Origin of the sequence: Nitratireductor aestuarii, from assembly GCF_014641695.1 — a bacterium.
Lineage (GTDB): Bacteria > Pseudomonadota > Alphaproteobacteria > Rhizobiales > Rhizobiaceae > Chelativorans > Chelativorans aestuarii.
In genome coordinates this window covers 393503-413553 of the sequence record NZ_BMIF01000002.1, presented here as the reverse complement: position 1 = coordinate 413553, position 20051 = coordinate 393503, and the positions used below count along the sequence as shown (strand labels likewise).

The following is a 20051-nucleotide window of genomic DNA, read 5'->3' as shown; positions in this document are numbered from 1 at the left end:
GTTCTAGCCTAGACCGGTATCGGAGAAAATCGAAACCGGTCTGGCCAAACTCAGCCATCCAGCCGACAGATCGTTTTTGGATGGGAGTAGAAGTTGAGCGACCAGCTGCCGCCTTCCCGTCCGACGCCGGACTTCTTGAACCCGCCGAACGCCGCCCGTTCATCGCGCACGCGCCAACAGTTGATCCACACCGTGCCGTTTTCCAGCTGGCGCGCAACCCGGGAGGCCTTGTCGGAATCCTTGGTCCAGATTGTAGCAGCGAGGCCGTATTCGGAATTGTTGGCGCGTTCGATCACCTCGTCCTCATCATCAAACACCGCGACATGGGCGCAAGGTCCGAAGACCTCGTTGCGGCAGATTTCCGCGTCGTCGCCAAGCCCGGTCCAGATGGTCGGCTGCACCCAGTAGCCATTGGTGAAAGGTGCCGGCATTTCGAACCGTCCGCCACCGGTGATGACGGTCGCACCTCCCCTGGCGGTCCGCTCGTAGAAGCCCAGCACCTTGGCCTGCTGTTCCGCGCTGATGGAAGGCCCCATGGTTGTGCTCGGATCCATCGGATCACCCGGCTTGAGTGCGAGGGCCTTTTCGGCCAGGGCCTCCACGAACCGGTCGAAAATCGGCCGCTGAACGTAGAGGCGCTCCGTCGTCAGGCACACCTGCCCGGCATTGTCGAACATGGAGCGCACTGTCCCGGTGACAGCCGCATCGAAATCGCAGTCGCTGAAGATGAGTGCGGGGTTCTTGCCGCCAAGCTCCATCGAAACCGCGCGGGGACCGACCGAGGCGCTGCGCATGATGGCTTCACCCGTCTTGGTCTCGCCGGTGAAGGAGATCGCATCGATACCCGGATGAGCCGTCAGGAAGCTGCCCGCAGCATTCGCACCGTGCCCGTGAACGACGTTGATCACTCCAGCCGGAATGCCGGCTTCCAGCGCAAGCTTTGCCAGGAGAACAGCCGTGCGCGGCGTCTGCTCGGAAGGCTTCACAACGATGGTGTTGCCGCAGGCAAGTGCTGGCGCAACCTTGAAGGTTAGCAGCAAGAGCGGAAGGTTCCACGGCGCGACAATGCCGATCACACCCACAGGTGTGCGCACGGTCTCGTTGATCGCGCTCGCCCCATTGGCCATTTCAGTGCGGAAGGGTTCAATCCGTTCGGAAAGCGCGATGTCCGCGAAGGAATTCAGATTGGCGATGGCGCGGTTGATCTCGTTCGTCGCCACGGCCGCGATTGGCTTGCCGGTGTCAAGGATTTCCTCGGCGACAATCTCTGAGAACCGCGATTGCATGAGCACCGCCAGCCTGCGCAGTGCATCCACGCGGTGTTCCAGCGTCGCCTTCCCCCACGGCCCCTTCAGGGCTGCGCGCGCGGCCATCACTGCTTCATCGACGAGGCTCTGGCTCGATTCCACCACCAGCGCGGCCACCTCTCCGGTAGCCGGATTGAACTTCTCGAAGACGTTATCCTCTAAGCGCTCTTCGCCGTTGATGAAGCAGGCAACTTTTGAAACAGAACTCATCCACCACTCCCAAAACCTGAATATGCAAACGGCGGCCAGAAGCCGCCGTCTCGAAGTCTATTCCTGGAACACGTCTTCTCGGCCCGCCCGCACCGAAGGCAGAGCGATAGAGATGATCAGGAGCACGCTGATAATCAGCAGCCCGAGGCTGATTGGCCGCTCAACGAAGATCATCAGATCGCCGCGCGAGGTAAGCATTGCGCGCCGGAAGTTTTCTTCCAGCATCGGCCCGAGCACGAAGCCCATCAGCATTGGCGCAGGCTCCGCGTTGAACTTCCTCAGCAGGTAGCCGAGCAGGCCGAAGCCGATCATCAGGTAGATGTCGAAGGGCGAGTTGTTGACCGAGTAGACGCCGATTGCGCTGATCACCACGATGAAGAGGAACAGCAGGCGGTAGGGGATCTGCAAGAGCTTCACCCAAAGGCCGATCATCGGCAGGTTGATGATGACCAGCATCACGTTGCCGACGAACATGCTGACGATCAGGCCCCAGAACAGGTCCGGCTGGCGCACGATGACGTTCGGTCCGGGCGCAATGCCGTGGAGCGTCAGCGCGCCGATCATCAGCGCCATGGTCGCACTGGTGGGCAGGCCCATGGTGAGCAGCGGAATGAACGACGTCTGCGCGGCGGCATTGTTCGCAGCCTCAGGACCAGCAACGCCTTCGATCGCTCCCCGGCCGAACCGCGAGCGATCCTTGGCGACGCGTTTTTCCAGAGCGTAGGACGAGAACGAGGCCATGGTCGCACCGCCGCCCGGCAGGATTCCGAACAGGCTTCCAAGCAAGGTTCCGCGTGCGATCGCTCCGCGTGCGCTCTTCAGCACGTCGCGAGTGGGCCAGATCCGGCCGATGCGGGAGCTGTTCAGTCCGCGCGTTGCAGCATCCTCAAGGTTGCAGATCACTTCCGCCACGCCGAAGAGGCCGAGCGCCATGGCAACGAAGCTGATGCCGTCCGACAGTTCGATCAGGCCGAAGGTCATGCGGGCCGCACCCGTGTTGACGTCCATGCCGACCATGCCGAGCAGCAGCCCGAGGAAGATCATGGCAAGCGCGCTGATCAGTGATCCATTGGCGAGCACCACGGCCGCGACCAGACCAAACACCATCAGCGAGAAATATTCGGGTGAGGTGAACTGCTGGGCAACTTTTGCCAACGGCGGACCGGCAAACGCGATGATGAGCGTGCCGAAGCAGCCGGCAATGAACGAGCCGATAGCCGCGATCGCCAGCGCATCACCGGCGCGGCCTTGCTGGGCCATCTTGTAGCCGTCGATCGCCGTCACGACGGAAGTCGATTCACCGGGGATGTTAACGAGAATGGCCGTCGTCGAGCCGCCATACTGCGCACCATAGTAGATGCCCGAAAGCATGATGATGGCGCCGATCGGGTCGAGCGAGAAGGTGATCGGCATCAGCAGCGAGATCGTCGCGACGGGCCCGAGACCCGGGAGAACACCGATCAGTGTACCGAAGACTGCGCCGAGGAGGCAGAGGAGGAGGTTCTCAGGCGTGAGAACCACGAACAGACCGTGGCCGAGAAGACCGAGGGTTTCCATCATGGGAGGAGCTCCACGGGCATGTTGAGCAGGCCGACGAAGACGCCGGACGAGAGCAGGGCAAGCACGATGCCGAAGAGGAGGCTCTGGGCTGGTTTGGTTTCATCCGAGGCGAAGTGAGCCACCGCGACCTGCGCGAAAATCGCAAGGATGAGGCCGACGCGATCGACCAGTAGCGCAAAGGCCACGAACGAGACCAGGATGATGAGGAGCGGCCGCAGGGTGATCGGAGCGACACGCACTGACTTGGTCAGAACGCCCCTGACGGCGAGGATTACCCCAAAGCCTGCAAGGATAACGATAAGAACGAGGGGGAAGAAACCGGTCCCCATCCGGCGCACCGTACCGATCTCCAGATCAGAGACGTACCAGTACATGACACCGGATATGAAGAGCAGCAGCAACCCGAGATAGAGATCAGCGCTGCCACGCAATGTGAATTGCTTCATGGAAAACCTCACAGTCCTGTTGGCCGGCTTGGTCCGCGAACTGACTCCGCGTGGCGGCAAGACTTCCAGGTACGGAATACTCAATCCCAGGGCGGCGGCCCGGGTGAAGCGTTTACCAGTTGACCATGCTGTTGCATCGCAATGGCGACATCCGCCGGGTATTTCTCCCGGCGGACAATCGAAGCATCAGTCAACCAGCAAATGGCCGGGACTTACTTGATCTCTTCAAGCGTTGCGGTCCACTGGGCAACCTCGTCAGCGAGGCGCTTGGAGTATTCCTCAGGCGTGATGAACACGGTGGAGGCACCGACGCGGCCCATGGCCTCGATGACGCCTTCGTCTGCAGCCATCTTCTTCAGCGCATCGGAGAGGCGAGCCACAGCTTCCTGCGGAAGGCCGGCAGGCGCCATTACACCGTTCCAGGACACAGCCGAGAAGCCCGGAACAACGGTCTCGTTGATGGTCGGCAGGTCAGGCAGGAACTTGCTGCGCTCTTCCGAGGTCACAGCCAGACCCTTGACCGTGTTGGCTTCGAGCTGCGGCAGCGCGTCGGTCATGTTGGTGAAGGTGAAGTCCACTTCGCCCGAAACCACTGCCGCCGTTGCCGGTGCACCACCGCCGAACGGGATGTGAACCAGATCCGTGCCAGTCTTGGAGGCGAACAGCTGCACGGCGAAGTGCATCAGGCCGCCCGCACCGCTCGAGCCGTAGTCGAGCTCGCCCGGATGCTCCTTGGCATAGGCAACGAACTCTTCAATGGTGTTGACCGGCACGTTCGGGTTCACGATCACGGTCTGCGGGATTTCGCTGACGATGCTGATCGGGGTGAACGAGGTGAGCGGGTCGTACTCGACCTTCTGGGCAACCGGCGCAACGGAAATCGCGCCTACGCTGCACATGCAGAGCGTGTATCCATCAGCCGCGGACTTCGCCACGTAGTCGGATCCGACGATGCCGCCGGCACCGGCCTTGTTCTCTACGACAACGGTCTGGCCGAGTTCCTTCTCCAGGAACTGAGCGGTAATGCGGCCAACGGAGTCGGTATAGCCGCCCGGTGCATAGGGCACGACGAGCGTGATCGTCTTTGCCGGCCAGGCCTGCGCGTATGCCGCGCCCGACGTCAACATCGCTGCTGCCAGAATAGCTCCAGTAATCTTCTTCATTTTAGACCCCTCGTTAGGTACTTGATTATTGGTTTTGTTGATCGACCCATCGCCTCAGGACGCTGTATCGACAGGAGTGTTGGTGAACTTCTTCGGATCGACGTCGATGTCGAGGAACTTCACGCGTTTGAACCGATCGCGCTCCTCAAACGGAACCGTCGCATCGATGCCAAGCTTGGTGCGAATGCCGCCATCGCTGACGCGGACATATTCGTGACCGCGCGCACCGGGGATCTTGATCAGGTCCTTGGAAGCTTCCATGCGCGTTGCAATGGCGTACTCGACATCCATCGGATCGCGGATATCGATGTCGTCATCCACGACGATGACCAGATCGAGATCCTTGAGCGCGCCGAATGAAGCCAGGATCGCATTGCGCTGCAGGCCGTCGTGCTGGCGCGACTGCTTCTTCACCTGAACCACGGCGTGGAAACGGTGCAGGCCGCCTGCGGTCATGTCAGCATCCACAACGATCGGCACAGCGGAGCGGAGAACCTTGAGTAGGCTCGCCTCCAGCACATACTTGCGCAGCATGATCGTTTCGCGACCATAGCCGTTGATCGCGTGATAGATCGGCTTCTTGCGGTGCGTGATCGCGGAGATCTTGAGGATTGGCGCAGCTGCAGCGGGCGCTGCAAAACCAACAAACTCACCGAACGGCCCCTCGACCTCTTCATCAGCAGCGGAAATGAAGCCTTCGAGGATGATCTCGGCTTCCGACGGCACCAGAAGGTCGACCGTCTTCGCCTGCGTCACCGTCAGCGCGCGTCCGGAGAGACCGCCGGCGACTGCCAGCTCGTCCGCCTCTTCCGGCATCTGAGAGCCCATCGTGGCTGCGGTGAAGTGCAGGGCAAGATCAGCACCGAGGCAGACAGCGACCTCTAGCGACTGGCCCTGTTCCTTGGCGCGCTCGTAGGCAAGGCGCAGGTGACGGCCAAAGTCGAGCTTGATGCCGAGCCGATCCGGCCCGAGCAGCTGCAGGCGGTGGTAGGACGCGTTGTAGATACCGGTAACCGGATCGCGCACCACAACGATGCCTGCGGTAATGTAGCGGCCAGCATCGGTTGGCGCATGGAACAGCGCCGGGATCAGCTCGCGCACGTCGAAGCCCGTGGTCAGCACGACCTCGTGGACCGGAGCATCCTCAACCACCTGCGGCGGAATGGGATTGCCGATTGCGCGCTCCACCAGTCCGCGAATGCCGTTGAAATCGGTGCCGAACGCCGCCTCGCAATCATCCTTGCTGCTCAGCAGGTTGCCGATAACGGGCATCGAGTAGCCCTTGACATTGGGGAAGTGCAGAAGCTTGTCCCCGTCGAGCTTCTTCATGTAGGCGGCAAGTTCCAGATGCGGATCAACGGCCTCATTGTAGGTCAGAACCCGACCGGCCTCTGACAGACGACCCAAGGCCGACCGAAAACGCGTATCCAAAATCTGCTGAGTCATGTCCCCACCGTTTATCCGTTCGCTCCCCGCGATACAGCAGGTCGCGCTCCGTCACAATTGCTAAAATAGTTAGCTATTTTACAAAGCCAGTCAAGGAGAATCTCCCCTGTGATGACTCGCCTTGCACCGTACAACGTCGGTGCTTTCAAGGGTCAGACAAACATTATTTACTTTGTAAAAAAGCTATTTGTGCAGGCAGAAAATTGCGCTACTCTACCCGGCAATTTGCGACTTCATCCCAGCCGCCAATAGAGGCGTCTCGGATCGAATTCGCATGCCGTTTCTCCCGGCCGCGCCTACTACGAAGGAATAATATAACGCCATGAGCAAAGCCCACATTGAGTTTACGATCCATCAGGGACAGCAGAGTGCTGCGCAAACGGTGACGATCGAGACCACGATCATCGCCGGCTGGACCGGACGTGATCCGGTTGCACTTGAAAAGCACATTCGTGAACTCGAAGAGCTGGGCGTTGCTCGCCCCGCATCGACGCCGATCTACTATCGCGTTGCCAATGCCCGCCTGACTACCAGCTCTGTGATCGAAGTGAGCGGCGGCGAGTCGAGCGGTGAAGTCGAGTTCGCTATCGTGCGCTCCGGCGGCAAGACCTACATCGGCGTTGGCTCCGACCACACCGACCGCAAGGCGGAAACCTTCAACGTGACCGTGTCGAAGCAGATGTGCGAGAAGCCGATGGCTTCCGAGCTCTGGGCCTTCGATGACGTCAAGGATCATTGGGATCAGCTGATCCTGCGCTCCTGGGCTGTGATCAACGGCGAACGCGTGCTCTATCAGGAAGGCAACGTCGTCTCGATGCTGGCCCCTGAAGACGTGATGGCCGGCTACTCCGCCGATGGCCTGCCGGAAAATTCCGTCATGTTCTGCGGCACGCTCGCCGCAAAGGGCGGTATCCGCCCGGCCAGCCGCTTCGAGTTCGAGATCGAGGATCCGGTTCTCGGCCGCCGCATCTCCCACGGCTACGACGTGGTGGAGCTCCCGGTTCTCGGCTAGTTACAAGCCCTTCAAATGAAAAGGGGACGCCGTTCGCTCGGCGTCCCCTTTTCTATTTACCGTATTGAATTCAGGCAGCCAGAAGCGCTTCGATCGCGGAAGCAATCTCCAGCACCGTCTTGTCCTTGCCGCGTGCTGCCGCAATCATCAGGCCGGTTGGTGCAGAGCCCTTCTCGCTCATCGGAATGGAAATCGCGCTACCGTCGATCATGTTGATCGTCGTTGGATTGCGCAGTGCCAGCAGGTTGATGCGGGTGTACTCCTCGTCCGTCTCAAGCTCTGCCAGACGCGGTGCAACGATCGGCACGGTCGGCATCAGCACGGCGTCGTAGGCCGACATCCGCGCTTCCGCGCCCTGGATCAGCTTCTCGCGCGCATAGCCAAGCTCGATCAGATCGGCAGCAGTCTGCTGTTCGCCACGGCGTATACGGCTGATGACGCGGGGATCATAGAGGTCCGCGCTCTTCTCGATATGAGCCTTGTGCCATGCCCAGCTCTCGGCCGCGGAATATCCGCCCTTCGCGTTGATGGTGGCGATGTCGCCAAGCTCAGGGAACGGCGCGCGGACGATAGTCGCACCGGCATCAGCCAGACGCTTGATCGTCCGCTCGAAGTCGGCCGCGACGGTTTCGTCGATGCCGTCAAACACCAGCGTTTCCGGCACAAGGAAGCGCAGGCCGCGCACGTCCCGCTGCGTAAGCGTATAGGCCTCATCTGAAAGCACAGCGTCAAGCGCCGCGCAGCACGCCACACTGCGTGCGATCGGCCCGATCGAATCGAGGCTGGTGGAAAGTGGCAGCGCGCCCTTCTGCGGCACACGTGCGGCAGTCGGCTTGAACCCGACGAGCCCGGTAAACGCTGCTGGAATACGGCAGGAACCACCCGTGTCCGTACCCAGCGCTCCATGCGCCATGCCATCGGCAACAGAGATCGCAGCACCGGAGGACGAACCGCCTGGAATACGCTTGTTTTCACGATCCCAGGGATTGAGCGGTGTGCCGTAGTGCGGATTGATGCCAAGGCCAGAGAAGGCAAACTCGGTCATGTTGGTGCGGCCGATGACAACGAAGCCCGCACGGCGCAACCGAGCAACCGCCGTTGCATCCGCCTCTGCAGGCTCGGCGCCGTCGAGCAGCTTCGATCCGGCGCGCGTCACCTGTCCGCGAACGTCAAACAGATCCTTCACCGAGACCGGAATGCCGGCATAGGGCGAAGGCTCTGCCTTGGCCGCCCGCAGCTTGTCCATCGCGTCCGCGGCCAGCAGTGCGCCATCGGCATCCACTTGGAGGAAGGTCGTAGCACCCTGCCCACCGCTCGATGCGATCTGTTCCAGGCAGTCCTCCACCAGCGCGCGGCTCGTCGTACGGCCAGCTGCCAGGTCCTCAGAAAGTGATTGTAGCGTCTTGAGACTAGAAGTCATTTTTCCACCATACAGCAGCTAGAGCAGTTCCAGGGAAAGGACCCCTCTTTCCGTCCGGAACTGCAAGAATCATACGCTTTGAACCCATCAACGATGAAGCGCCTGCGTGGACTTTACCACGCAGACGCTCCAATTCACGTCATTTGAAAGTGCCAGGTGGACCTCATCAGACGTGCCGCCCCACTACTGTACTCAGACCGGGTCGTAGTAGTGGATTTCCAGCAGGATACATCCACCATTGGACTTGAACGGTCCGTGGAACGCACCGGGCGGACGCACCGCATAGGTGTTCGGCGTAAAACCTTCACCACCCTCGCCGTTCTCGTCATTACCAACCGTCAGGTCGCCTGAGAAGAGAAACACCTCTTCCCAGTAATCGTGAACGAACGGCTTCGTCGTGTAGACGCCCGGGTCGAACTTGAGCAGGCGCGTACGCGTGCCGCTCTTGTTTACCTCGTCCAGCGCACCCGACAGGATCTTCTGCTTGATCCCGGACGGGTAGCCCGGAGGCACTTCCCAACCGCTTTCCATGTCGAGCGTATAGAACTCGTCGTGCTTCTTGTTTACCGGCATTTCAATACTCCGTCCGGACCTGTTATTTCTTCGACCGCGCGGCCAGCTCTTCATTCAGATCGTAGCTGTCGAGCATGCGATCCACGAGGCCGGTTGCACCCTTCCAGTCGTAGGTACGGAAGGAGTGTCCCTTTGTCACGAAGGTCGCGCCGGCATAGAACATTTCGTACTGGTTGTGACGCGAGGCGAACTCGGAACCGACCGCATCCCAGGCGAGCTTGTAGAACTTCACCTTGTCCTGCGCGCTTGCAGCAGGTGACTGCTGGGTCTTCTCGATGAGAGCTGCCAGCTCCGGATTGGTGAAATCGTCGATCGAGGACGGCAGCATGATCATGCCGCCACCGGCGAGCTCGCGCAGCGTGTTCAGCACCTTGCTGTAAAGCTGCTGCGTCAGGGTCTGAGCAGCATAGAGCGTGTGGCGATCCGGCACGTAGTAATCGCCATGGTAACGGCCCTTGGCCTCCATTGCGGCCACAAACGCATCGACCATGCCGGCCTCTGCCGCCAGCTGGCCAAGCATTTCCTTGACCTGCGGGAACACGGTCGTACCGTTCGTCTCAGCCGTGCGGTAAGCGATGCCGAGCAGGAACTTCAGCTTCACCGACAGACGGATCATCGCCTGGTAGTTTTGGTAAACGTGTGCCGGCGTTGCGTGGAACTGCTTCTGGCACATCTCGATGCTGCCATCGACGAACACGCGATCCCACGGAACCTTCACGTCATCGAAGTAGAGAACGGCGTCGTTCTCGTCGAAGCGGCTGGCGAGTGGGTTGTCAAACGTGCTGGGCGCAGCTTCCTCATAGGACTTGCGCGACAGGATCTTCAGGCCCTTGGCGTTCATGGGAACAGCGAAGGAGAGCGCATACTTCTCGTCGCCCGGCTGCAGCGGCTGGATGCAGGAAACGAAGACTTCGTTCGCCATGATGCCGCCCGTCGCCAGCATCTTCGCACCGCGGACGGTGATGCCTTCCTCGTCGCGTTCAACGACGGCGGTCGTCAGGAACTCGTCCTTCTGGGCATTCGCCGCTTTGGAGCGGTCGGCCTGCGGGTTGATGATCACATAGGTGAGGTAAAGGTCATTGTCGCGGGCGTAGCGGTAGTAGTCAGCCAGCGCCTTTGCGCGCTTTGGATCATAGGCCTCGAACACTTCCACGCCCATCGCCATGCCGGAGATGCAGGAAGCGACGTGGTCGGGTGCGCGGCCCATGAAGCCAGCGTGCAGCTCGGTCCAGGCCTCCAGGGCCTTGCGACGCTCGCGCATCTCATCGTAGCTCTTGGTGAGCTGCCAGATCTTGTTGGCGCGGACACCAGTCTCTGTCTCGAAGGTCATCAGTTCCTGGTTTTCAGGCGCCGAATGGAAGTCGAACAGACGGCCGACCGAGGCGACGACGTTCTTGAATGCCGGGTGAGTGGTGACATCCTCGACGCGCTTGCCGTTGAGGTATACTTCGCGCCCGTCGCGCAGAGATTCGATATGTTGACGTCCGTCTTTGACCATCGTGATCATCCCTCTCGGAAGATTTTTTGATTAGTAGTGTATCGGCAGCGGCCACTGCGGCGCCGGCCTCGTTTCAGTCGTCAGATCCGCGTACTTGCCACGGAAGAACACCAGCGGATCGAGATCCGTCCGCGCAGAGAAGCGAACCACCCGTCCGACGAAAATGACGTGATCGCCGCCATCATAGTTGGCGTAGGGTGCGCACTCGAAATGCGCGAGAGCGTCCCGCAGCAGCGGCGCCTGGGCAAAGCCCGGCTCATGCTCCACGTCGGCGAACTTGTCGGAAAGAGCCCGTGCGAACTTGTTCGACAGCTGCTCCTGCGCCCGACTGAGGATGTTGACCGCATAGCCCTCAGCATCCTGCATCGCCTGCAGGCTGTAGGATTTCCGCTCGACGCTGAACAGGATAAGCGGTGGATCGAGCGAGACCGAGTTGAAGGAACTCATGGTCATGCCGATCGGCTGCTCGTCGGGCCCCATGGCGGTGATGATGGCTACGCCCGTTGCAAACTGACCCAGCGCGTGGCGGAATGCCCGCCCATCGAACTGGCTGTCTTCAGCTCCACTGTCCTGTGCCTGCTTCTTTGTTTCAGCTTCTGGTGTTGGCAAGACTGTCCTCGTCGGGCTACAGTGTCGTTTTGCAAGATAGCTTGGTTATAAAGCTAATTTTGATAGAACGTCAACATACCCGTCGCGTCAACAGGAAAGTTGTGTAATGCGGTGGCGAAACGTTGGTTGTCCTGCAATTTTGCGTATTGCATAAACGGAAAGCGATGAAGGATGGTGGGAGCATGACGACCAAGAGCCGCGAACGGACGCGACATACCAAGGCTGGTCCCGAATCCAGCCTGACGGTCTCCCGTCCAGAACTTCTCGTTGATAATACGGATCTGGCGTTCCGCCAGCTCATCTACGACACGTTGGCCTTTGCTTCACGTGTGCAGGAAGTCCGCAACCGGTTGGGACAGCGGATCGGCCTCACCGGAACCGCCTTCACCATCCTGATTTCCGTCCGCCACCTGCAGGGTGATGACGGCATCGGCGTCAACCAGCTTGCCGACCACCTGCATCTGAGCGGCGCCTTCGTCACGATCGAGGTAAACAAGCTTGTGAAGGAAGGGCTGGTCACGAAGCGCACCAATCCCTCCGACCGCCGCAGGGTTCTGCTGACGGTGACCCAGAAGGCAAGGGACCTGTTGCAGTCGCTTACCGTCATCCAGCGTCCGGCGAATGATGCACTTTTCGCGGACCTGACGGCGGAGGAGTTTCACATCTTGCGGAACCTGATGTCACGCCTGGTCGTGACCGGGGACAAGTCGCTCGCCTTGCTCGACTATCTGGCGAGCCAGGAGGGGCAGTAACAAGCCCTCCACTTGCGCGGTGGTTTGGCGGCTTCTCACCCCTCGGCGAGCTACGCTCTCAGAGCCGATCGAACGCCGCCAGGATCGCGTCCAATGCCTGCTGTCCCGGCTCGTCGAGATCAGCTTCGCGATAGTGCCTGACAACAGTGACGGCATTGCCCCGCGCCGCATCGGGCTTGTTTTCAGCTCGCGTCATCAGGGAACGGCCCTCCGCCTCAAGCAAGGCGAGCTCGATCTTTTCTGAATTGAGTTCAGCGGCCTTGATGCTGTTGCGCAGAGCATCGGTATCGGCCGAAGGTGCCGGATGCGGCCCTTCCTTGAGCCGCCGGCGGATCGTGCGGAGTGGCCGCACGACCTCTTCCCGCCAGCCTTTGATGAGGCTGTCGATGCGGGCGAGCTCTGTCTCCGTCAGCTCTACGGAATTTGCCGCCAGCCAGAGCGCGAACAGCAGCACGGGAACGTCGACGCCGCTTTCATCCTGAAGCTGCAGGCAGGCATCACCCACGCCCTTGGACCCATAGAGCGCCAGCGCAAAATTCCAAAGGCCATCGTTCGGTGTCGAGCTCATGCTATTCTCCCCGCAGCTAGCGAAACGCGTCGTCGCCGAGGAATAGCCGCACCTTCACCTGCTGTACAGGCTGATCGGCTTCAAGAGCGATCTGGGAGAGGATAAGGGCCGGGCCAGTTCAGCCGGCGGCTGGTTCAGCAGGGACCGGCTGAAAACAAAACTGCGGCGCAGTGACCTGCGCCGCAGAAGCTTTGTTATGGAAGCAGGTCAAACGGCCTACATGGCTCCATTGACGTAGGGCCAAACCTCGTGGAAGCCGCGGTAGATCATCTCGAGTGCGACATAGAGGATGACGGCCAGACCGACATAGGCGATCCACCGATGCCTGCCGAGCAGGCGGGCGATGAACGATGCCGCGATACCCATGAGCGCGATCGACAGGATGAGGCCGAATACCAGCACTTCCGGATGCTCGCGCGCAGCACCAGCGACAGCAAGCACGTTGTCGAGCGACATGGACACGTCGGCAATGATGATCTGCAGAGCAGCCTGACCGAGGGTCTTGCGCGGCGCACCGCCCGCAACCTTCCCATCCTTGTCCAGATCGGCGTTTGCGAGCGCCTCTTCTCCCTGGACCTCTTCATCGTGGCCGGTCCTGAGTTCGCGCCACATCTTCCAGCAGACCCACAGAAGCAGGACGCCACCGGCGAGAAGCAGGCCGACGATCTGGAGCAGCTGCGTCGTGGCCGCAGCAAAGATGATGCGCAGCACCGTCGCGGCGACGATGCCGATGATAATTGCTTTGGTGCGCTGTTCCTTGGGCAGGCCCGCGGCTGCAAGGCCGATGACGATGGCGTTATCGCCTGCCAGCACCAGGTCGATCATGATCACCTGGAGAAGCGCCGTTAGGGCTTCGACTGTAAAAAGTTCGTTCATTTGGCTCCCGTTTGTAGCTCAAAGGGCAGCGGCAAGCGATCGCGCCTGATGGAAAAGCAAGAACTGCACTGAACTGTGCAAGCGTCCTGCGGAGAACATCATCGCTAGACCATGGCCGAGCCACCCATTTTGACTTTCAGTCCGACATCGCAGTTCCTGCGGGAACTACCAGAGGGGCCCGGCCTGATTACGCGATCACTATGTCGAGCAGAGGCAGAATTCAAGCAAAAAGGAGGCCCGTTCCACACTGCGAAGATCAGTTGGCATGGTTGAAAGGATGAAGCTGCGAAGCATGGTCTTGTTCTTCATCCAAGCGCAGCATCAGGAAAAGTGGGAACCGGTCTTTCCGTCCAGGAGCCCGGAAGAACAGATGGTTAGAGCAGGCCAGAGTTTATGCGGAAGTCCTAACGGCTCCAAGCCACTCCGGAATCAAAAAGACCTGGACCGCATCGGTGTTTCTGCGAAACACGAGACGATCCAGGTCTTGATCTTCCGAAGTTGCTGCCTGCCAGAGGAAACCTTTTGGATCCTCTGGCAAACCCTTGCTGTTACCAGCTGTACCGCAGGCCAGCTTTGACGCTTCCGGTCTGTGCGTCGCCGTTGAACTTGTACGCACCGTTGACGAAGCCCGACCAGTGGTCGTCGGCGGAGTACACGTTCAGCGTCGCACCGACTTCACCGAAGGCGCTGTTGAAGCTGTCGCGGACCGTCAGAGGATCACCCGCATTGTAGATGACTGCGGAGTTCTGACCCTTGAACTCGTCCCAGATACGGCCGGTGACGGATGCTTCCAGGCGATACGTATCGGTCCGGGCAACCTCGCCGCCGAAGCGGACACCGAGGCTTCCGCGGAAGCTTTCATTGTCGCCGAACTCGACCGTCGCACCCGGCAGATCGAGGTCACGGGAACGGGTCTTGGCGTAAGACAGCGTCGCGACCGGCTCAATGAACAGGCTGCTCGGCAGCTCGAAGCGGTAACCCGTGTCGAGCGTGAAGCCGTAGGTGCGAACCCTTGCATCTTCCTCCACGCCGAGTGTCGGAGCGGAGTAGGTCGCGGTCAGGATGTCCGCCTTGAACAGGGCATCCGCGAAGAAGCCCTTGTTCAGGTAGGTGGCGTAGACGCCGACCGTGCCGCCCGAGTAGTCGATGCTGGTGGTCGAGGCCCTGAAGTCGAGCGACGAGTCGATGTAGCCGCCCATCACGCCGAACAGCAGCGTATCACCCGAGGCGAAGACGTCTTCATCACCGATGTCGAGGCCGCCGAGGAAGCCGAAGGTATTCTGCCGGTAACCGAGGTCGTACGTATAGTCGTTGCCCTGGATGGTGAGCGCTGCGCCATTGTCACGGCTGGTCCAGCTGCCCATGACCTTGCCCCAGGCTCCGCCCGGCTTGCGGGCCGGATCAGCCGCAACCGGAAGGTCCGCGCCCTGCTCCATCGTGCCGGCCATCAGGATCTGGTTGCGCAGGTCGACCTGACGGTCAAGCCAAACGCCTGCGGTATCGTGCCAGATGCCCTGAGCTGCGGTCGCCAGCGTCGGCATCTCCATGGCCTCATGGTCCGGCACACCGATCAGACGGAACTCATCGCCCGGCAGCTCGGGCATGACCTCCGGTTCAATTGCCAAGCTATATATGTCAGCGCTTGGCGCCGAAGGCGCAGCTGGGACAAGCGCGATGTCATAGAAGAACATGCCCTTGTCGATGACATTTCGGCCGCCGCGCACAGCGTTGGCACTGTCCTCATCCATGATGAAGTTGTCGAGCTCTGCCCCGCCACCATTCACAACTGCGAAGGTGATACCTTCGGCATTGTAGGCGCCTGGACCGCTGTTCACATCGTTGACGTTTACCCGCGTTGTACGGCTTACGCTGCCATCGATCTCAAGCACGTCAGCCGTCGAGTCAACGCCGCCCAGGAAGGCATCGATCCCGAGGTAGCCGCCGCCGATAAAGGCCCCGGAAATGTAGGTGTAGTCACGATCAACATCGACATCGTTGCCCGCGTCTTCATCCTGCATCGACAGGATGCCACGGTTGCGGAACCTTTCGAGGTTATCGAAGTAGGTCTGCTCTGCCTCCCCACCGTCGAAGGCCGTTTGGATAAACCCATCGTTCCTGAGGCGGTCCCAGCCATCGCCGAAGTCGTTGGTTTCGCGAACGAGCCAGGCTCCATCGTTGACCATACGGTCGTTATAGTCGGTAAGGTCGACGCGACCAACCATCAGACCCTCGTTGCGGGCAGAGATCCTGCCGCCGCCCTTAGCGTTGAGCGCCAATCCTTCTGCCGCGTTGCCGATGCCGAGACCGAGTGCTGCAACGACTCCGTCGTTCACGAAGTGCGCACCGGTTCCGGAATTGATGTCAACGACCGCCGTACCGAGCGCGCCGCCGATCACCAGACCATCGGCGTGAACATCGGCAAAGCCGTTTTCTGCATCGGCAGAAATCGCCGAGCCGAGCAGCGAGAAGGTGATGCTGCGGTCACCGGTCTCAACCGATACATCGCCGTTATCCGAGCTCGCGTCGATGGCGGTGCCCAGGCTCAAGACCCGCGCCCCGCGACCGCTTGTGACAGTCGTGTCGCCAACTTCGTTGCTTGCGACGACGCCGGCCAGCAGTCCGCCGACGGTGGCAGATCGCCCGATGTTGATATCGACGTCACCTGCGCCGTCGGTCTTCATGGCGACGACACCGGCGAGACCGCCTATAACATCGGCGCCACGCCCGACATTGACGTCGACATCGCCGTCGCCACCGCCGCTGATCGCCAGTACACCAGCCAGACCGCCGAACACATCCGCGCCACGGCCGACGATGACATCCACGTCACCATTGCCAATGTTACCGGCAGCCATGCCGATCAGCCCGCCCGAGACATCGCCTCGGTTGATCAGGCGAACGTCGCCATTGCCATAGTTGAATCCTGCCATACCGACGAGGCCAGCCTCGATCGATCCCCGGTTCGATACGATGACATCTCCGTCGCCGAGGGAAACGCCAACCGCGCCGACCAGCACGTCCGAGATATCACCGCGGTTGCTGACGATGGCCCTGCCGCCGACAGACACCGCCGCCAGACCTGCGATCCCCAGGCCGTCAGCCTCGATGCTGCCGTTGCGGCCAAGCGATGCCCGAGCATCGCCGTTCTGCGCGAACGCTCCGACGCCAACCAGGCTAATGTCGCCTGTGAGATTGATGTCACCGCGGCCGTGTGCACTGGCATCGCCATCCGGGTTGAAGGCAATTACGCCCGCGAGGCTCGCATCGACGTCGGTGACCGTCGCCGAGACTTTGCCGTCTTCGCCGATGGAGCCCGCAAGAATACCGATGCCGAAGGGGCTGTCCGTCGCATCAATGTATCCATTGGATCTGGCGGAGACGTCGTTGCCGCCGTTGCCGATACCCATGGCAACGATGCCTATGCCATTCGTGGCAGTAATGTTGCCATTATGAATGACATCAACAGTCGCTTTGCCGTCGCCAGCCGCGCCACTCAGGATATTATTCAGATCAGCTGGATTACTGATAAAGTCTCCCAGGGAGGACCACGTGAGGTCGACGCTGCCAGCAACGGCAACTATGCCGTTGTCACCAGTGATGTAGCCCGAAAGGTTTACATTCGTGGTGGCATCACGGTTTGCGGAAACTGCAATACCCAGAATACCGTTTGTGTCACCGGTGACCGTGTTGTCACCAGTTCCGGTAATGGAAGTTGTCGCGTTACGGAGCGATCCGGAAATCGCTACGATACCATTGGCTTTGTTACCCTGCACTCGCGCGCCATTGAGGATAACATTCGTGTTGGCATTTCCGGCAGTATAAGTTGAAATGCTTAAACCACTTAGATCGCCGCTAAGCACACTTCCCGCATTGCCAGTGTACGTGGCTGTGCCAGTACCGCTAATGATATTGACATTAGTAACAGTAATGTCGAGAGCATTTCTGCTTGTACCCAGATTGCTCTGGACCGTACCATTGTTGGTAACTGAGCCACCGCCCAGTACACCTGTCATTCCGAGGCCAATACCGTTAACATTCGCCCCGTTGTTAACCGTGATATTCACGAGCTTCTCACGGTTGAGAACATTTGTCGTCGTCGTATTGCCTGAACAAGTGACAGTCGAAAACCCAGTACAAGCCGCCAGCGCTTCCTGAGGCGTCATCACAGCGCCTGAGCCGGTAAAAACTACAAGCGCAGTTGCAGAGAGCAGTGAGGCTCGCCACGTACGCGGCTGCGTCTTAAGAGCCTTGGAAACAGTTGCATTACGACGTACGCGGCTACGACCAACCTTATTCGACATGGTCCCCCCGGAGGACAAAGGGCGGGAGGCGCGCAGATGCGAAAAGAGCGGCCCCCCAGCCACTACCCAGAAATAACTATCTGCGTCGATAGCATTGCCGGTTTAGACCCTGAATACCCCAAGTGGGTGGAAACCACCCTCTAAATGCTTAACAGAATCTTGGAGTCTATCTGTGTGATATTTTTGCCAGAGTGCGGCAACTCCGGATCGGATACTTGCAACAAGTGTTCAAATCGCCACCCGCCAGATTTAGCCGCACGAAGTACTACTATACACTTCTTCAAGCATATTACTAAGCCGGCTAATTTACAATAGAAAAACTGGGTTGCGCTTCGGAGTCCGGCTTTACGCCGCGTTGGACTCATACATCTTCATCTTCGCGACGAGGGCGATCAGCTCGCCCTGCCGGCTCGTTCCTGTCTTTTGCAGGATCGACTTCATGTGCGTGCGCACGGTCTCGTAGGAACGTTCTGTCGCTTCCGAGATTTCACGCAGCGAGAGGCCCTCGCAGAGGCGCACGGCAATCAGCGCCTCCTGCTCGGTCAGACCAAAAGCCTTGCGAAGCGTATCCGGTTGCGCGGTGCGTTGTTGTTCCGGAATCTCGATGACGCAGAGCCCGGCTGAATGTGCGAAGAGATCAATCTCACCTGCAATCCGTTGGATGCGAAGGAAAAGTGAAGGCTGCTCCTTCCGGACGATCGCCACACCTTCCACATGTTCGCTGCCGACCGAACCTTCGTGATTCAGAACAGAGCGGATGGCCCGACGGATCTGCGCCGTTTCGGCATCGTCGAAGGAACGCAGCTCCTGGTCCACCACGCGCAGATCCCTGTCGAGAAGCGGCAGCGCCGCCTTGTTGACGTGCGTGATCCGGCCGAGCGGGTCAAAGAAGATCGCAGCGATGCGTGCAATATCAAGGCCGCTGATCGTGCCGGAAACCCTGTTCTGCGAAATCCGGTAAGCCATGCGGGCGCCGACCATCAGGCGCTCGCGAATGCCAAGGAGAATGGCCGCTTCCTCGTCCGAATAGGGTTCCTGATCCGGCGTCCTGTGCAGGCCAAGGCACAGCATCTCGTGCGGCACCGCATGCCATTCGATCATGCAGGAATACCTGAGCGCATGCTTGCCCATGAAGCGGAAAAAGTCGTGCTTCTCCAGAAATTCCGGCGGCGTGAACTGCTGCGTGCGGGCAATGCCGTCGCGTGCCAGGAGATTGCGGGCGTGCAGGTTCCAGTCGCTGGAAGGCCAGCCCGACTGGTAATATTCTTCACTTGCCGAAGCGATGTTACGCGTCACCAGCGTGGTGCTCGGCGACAGACGGTCGAAGCGAACGATCGACGCGGCGTAAGAGCCGGTCGCCTCGGTCACCTCTTCCAGGAAAACCGACCACAACGCGGAATCTACAGCCGCGTCCAGAACGCGGTCGAGCGCCCGATCAAGTTTTTCTAAATCAATGCCCAAGCATACCCCCGCCAGGGAAACCCCAAACCCTGGATTTTTCCATGATACATCGGGCGGTACGAGCTCGATACCCCCAATTGGGGTAAACATTCCTGCGGTATTTGAGGAGAAGAACCGCGTGAGAGGCAGCGGGTTCACCTGGTTTTACTGGTTCATCCCGCTCCAAGCCTTGCATACGCTCAATTGCCGCATTCTTAAACACGGAAAAGTGATTAGCCGGCTACCACTGGCCATACATCCATAGCACCTCGATAAATCATTTCAAGTGCCACATAGACGATGATGAGCAGGCCCACATAGGCAATCCAACGGAAGCGGTGTAGCAATTTTGCAATATAGTTGGCCGCAATACCCATCAGGCCGACGGAGAACACGAGACCGATGATCAGCACCGTCGGGTGTTCGCGGGCTGCACCGGCCACAGCCAGCACGTTATCGAGCGACATTGAAACGTCGGCGAGGATGATCTGCCCGGCGGCCTGCATGAAGGTCTTGCGGGGTGCGCCGTTGCCGGCACCTTCGCCGCCTGCAATGCCCTGTTCCAGGGCCTGTTGCGCCTGTTTTTCCTCTTCCGCGCTGATACGCAGCTCGCGCCACATCTTCCAGCAGACCCAAAGCAGCAGGAGACCACCCGCCAGCAGAAGTCCGACGATCGACAGCAGCTTCGTCGCCAGCACCGCAAAGCTGATGCGCAGGACCGTGGCCGCCAGAATGCCGACCAGGATCGCCTTGGACCTCTGTTCCTTGGGAAGACCGGCTGCGGCCAAGCCAATAACAACGGCGTTATCGCCAGCGAGAACCAGGTCAATCATGATGACCTGCAAAAGAGCTGTAAAAAATTCCATTTGA

The 20051-nt window shown here is 59.9% G+C and carries 16 protein-coding genes; 2 read left to right on the top strand and 14 right to left on the bottom strand.

All coding sequences use genetic code 11. The features are described from left to right. Positions 1–50: 50 nt before the first annotated feature. The 5 genes from IEX27_RS05620 to IEX27_RS05600 form a co-directional block, all read right to left on the bottom strand. The gene (locus tag IEX27_RS05620) at positions 51–1517 is read right to left on the bottom strand and encodes an aldehyde dehydrogenase family protein (RefSeq protein ID WP_188719950.1); all 1467 of its coding nucleotides are present in this window, start codon (positions 1515–1517) and stop codon (positions 51–53) included. A gap of 57 nt (positions 1518–1574) precedes the next feature. After that, positions 1575–3074, bottom strand: a complete 1500-nt coding sequence (locus tag IEX27_RS05615; protein WP_188720058.1) for a tripartite tricarboxylate transporter permease — start codon at positions 3072–3074, stop codon at positions 1575–1577. Then, positions 3074–3523 (bottom strand): tripartite tricarboxylate transporter TctB family protein, encoded by a 450-nt coding sequence (locus IEX27_RS05610; protein WP_188719949.1) that lies wholly within the window; start codon positions 3521–3523, stop codon positions 3074–3076. The genes IEX27_RS05615 and IEX27_RS05610 overlap by 1 nt, the downstream gene beginning before the upstream one ends. Before the next feature lie 212 nt (positions 3524–3735). Then, positions 3736–4686, bottom strand: coding sequence for a Bug family tripartite tricarboxylate transporter substrate binding protein (locus IEX27_RS05605; RefSeq protein ID WP_188719948.1), 951 nt, complete (start codon positions 4684–4686; stop codon positions 3736–3738). A gap of 54 nt (positions 4687–4740) precedes the next feature. Further along, a complete protein-coding gene (locus IEX27_RS05600) occupies positions 4741–6132 on the bottom strand; it encodes a UbiD family decarboxylase (protein WP_188719947.1) in 1392 nt (463 codons plus the stop codon). Positions 6133–6454: 322 nt separating this feature from the next. On the opposite strand from IEX27_RS05600, the gene IEX27_RS05595 reads away from it, so the two are divergent. After that, a complete protein-coding gene (locus IEX27_RS05595; RefSeq protein WP_188719946.1) occupies positions 6455–7144 on the top strand; it encodes a DUF2848 domain-containing protein in 690 nt (229 codons plus the stop codon). Between the two features lie 70 nt (positions 7145–7214). On the opposite strand, the gene IEX27_RS05590 is transcribed toward IEX27_RS05595, so the two are convergent. From IEX27_RS05590 to IEX27_RS05575, 4 genes are all read right to left on the bottom strand, one after another. Continuing rightward, on the bottom strand, positions 7215–8564 hold the full coding sequence (locus IEX27_RS05590) for an amidase (protein WP_188719945.1): 1350 nt from the start codon (positions 8562–8564) through the stop codon (positions 7215–7217). Positions 8565–8756: 192 nt separating this feature from the next. Further along, positions 8757–9137 (bottom strand): cupin domain-containing protein, encoded by a 381-nt coding sequence (locus tag IEX27_RS05585; RefSeq protein ID WP_188719944.1) that lies wholly within the window; start codon positions 9135–9137, stop codon positions 8757–8759. A gap of 22 nt (positions 9138–9159) precedes the next feature. Further along, entirely contained in the window at positions 9160–10635 is a 1476-nt protein-coding gene (locus IEX27_RS05580; protein ID WP_188719943.1) for a 4-hydroxyphenylacetate 3-hydroxylase family protein, read from the bottom strand. Positions 10636–10665: 30 nt separating this feature from the next. Further along, positions 10666–11244, bottom strand: a complete 579-nt coding sequence (locus tag IEX27_RS05575; protein WP_244630226.1) for a flavin reductase family protein — start codon at positions 11242–11244, stop codon at positions 10666–10668. A 182-nt stretch (positions 11245–11426) separates the two neighbouring features. On the opposite strand from IEX27_RS05575, the gene IEX27_RS05570 reads away from it, so the two are divergent. Further along, entirely contained in the window at positions 11427–11996 is a 570-nt protein-coding gene (locus IEX27_RS05570) for a MarR family winged helix-turn-helix transcriptional regulator (protein WP_188719942.1), read from the top strand. Positions 11997–12054: 58 nt separating this feature from the next. Here IEX27_RS05570 and IEX27_RS05565 read toward each other — a convergent pair whose 3' ends face one another. From IEX27_RS05565 to IEX27_RS05545, 5 genes are all read right to left on the bottom strand, one after another. After that, a complete protein-coding gene (locus tag IEX27_RS05565) occupies positions 12055–12564 on the bottom strand; it encodes a TIGR02444 family protein (RefSeq protein WP_188719941.1) in 510 nt (169 codons plus the stop codon). A gap of 216 nt (positions 12565–12780) precedes the next feature. Beyond that, positions 12781–13440, bottom strand: coding sequence for a TerC family protein (locus IEX27_RS05560; RefSeq protein WP_188719940.1), 660 nt, complete (start codon positions 13438–13440; stop codon positions 12781–12783). 548 nt (positions 13441–13988) lie between these two features. After that, a complete protein-coding gene (locus IEX27_RS05555; protein ID WP_188719939.1) occupies positions 13989–17213 on the bottom strand; it encodes an autotransporter domain-containing protein in 3225 nt (1074 codons plus the stop codon). A gap of 873 nt (positions 17214–18086) precedes the next feature. Further along, entirely contained in the window at positions 18087–19202 is a 1116-nt protein-coding gene (locus tag IEX27_RS05550; RefSeq protein WP_188719938.1) for a helix-turn-helix transcriptional regulator, read from the bottom strand. A 212-nt stretch (positions 19203–19414) separates the two neighbouring features. Next, the gene (locus IEX27_RS05545) at positions 19415–20047 is read right to left on the bottom strand and encodes a TerC family protein (RefSeq protein ID WP_188719937.1); all 633 of its coding nucleotides are present in this window, start codon (positions 20045–20047) and stop codon (positions 19415–19417) included. Positions 20048–20051 lie beyond the last annotated feature (4 nt).

Excerpts from the sequence above, each read along its gene's own strand:
- IEX27_RS05570 (WP_188719942.1), top strand. The coding sequence starts at position 11,427 with ATGACGACCAAGAGCCGCGAACGGACGCGACATACCAAGGCTGGTCCC.
- IEX27_RS05620 (WP_188719950.1), bottom strand. The coding sequence starts at position 1,517 with ATGAGTTCTGTTTCAAAAGTTGCCTGCTTCATCAACGGCGAAGAGCGC.
- IEX27_RS05580 (WP_188719943.1), bottom strand. The coding sequence starts at position 10,635 with ATGGTCAAAGACGGACGTCAACATATCGAATCTCTGCGCGACGGGCGC.
- IEX27_RS05600 (WP_188719947.1), bottom strand. The coding sequence starts at position 6,132 with ATGACTCAGCAGATTTTGGATACGCGTTTTCGGTCGGCCTTGGGTCGT.
- IEX27_RS05595 (WP_188719946.1), top strand. The coding sequence starts at position 6,455 with ATGAGCAAAGCCCACATTGAGTTTACGATCCATCAGGGACAGCAGAGT.
- IEX27_RS05565 (WP_188719941.1), bottom strand. The coding sequence starts at position 12,564 with ATGAGCTCGACACCGAACGATGGCCTTTGGAATTTTGCGCTGGCGCTC.
- IEX27_RS05545 (WP_188719937.1), bottom strand. The coding sequence starts at position 20,047 with ATGGAATTTTTTACAGCTCTTTTGCAGGTCATCATGATTGACCTGGTT.
- IEX27_RS05615 (WP_188720058.1), bottom strand. The coding sequence starts at position 3,074 with ATGGAAACCCTCGGTCTTCTCGGCCACGGTCTGTTCGTGGTTCTCACG.
- IEX27_RS05560 (WP_188719940.1), bottom strand. The coding sequence starts at position 13,440 with ATGAACGAACTTTTTACAGTCGAAGCCCTAACGGCGCTTCTCCAGGTG.
- IEX27_RS05605 (WP_188719948.1), bottom strand. The coding sequence starts at position 4,686 with ATGAAGAAGATTACTGGAGCTATTCTGGCAGCAGCGATGTTGACGTCG.
- IEX27_RS05610 (WP_188719949.1), bottom strand. The coding sequence starts at position 3,523 with ATGAAGCAATTCACATTGCGTGGCAGCGCTGATCTCTATCTCGGGTTG.
- IEX27_RS05585 (WP_188719944.1), bottom strand. The coding sequence starts at position 9,137 with ATGCCGGTAAACAAGAAGCACGACGAGTTCTATACGCTCGACATGGAA.
- IEX27_RS05590 (WP_188719945.1), bottom strand. The coding sequence starts at position 8,564 with ATGACTTCTAGTCTCAAGACGCTACAATCACTTTCTGAGGACCTGGCA.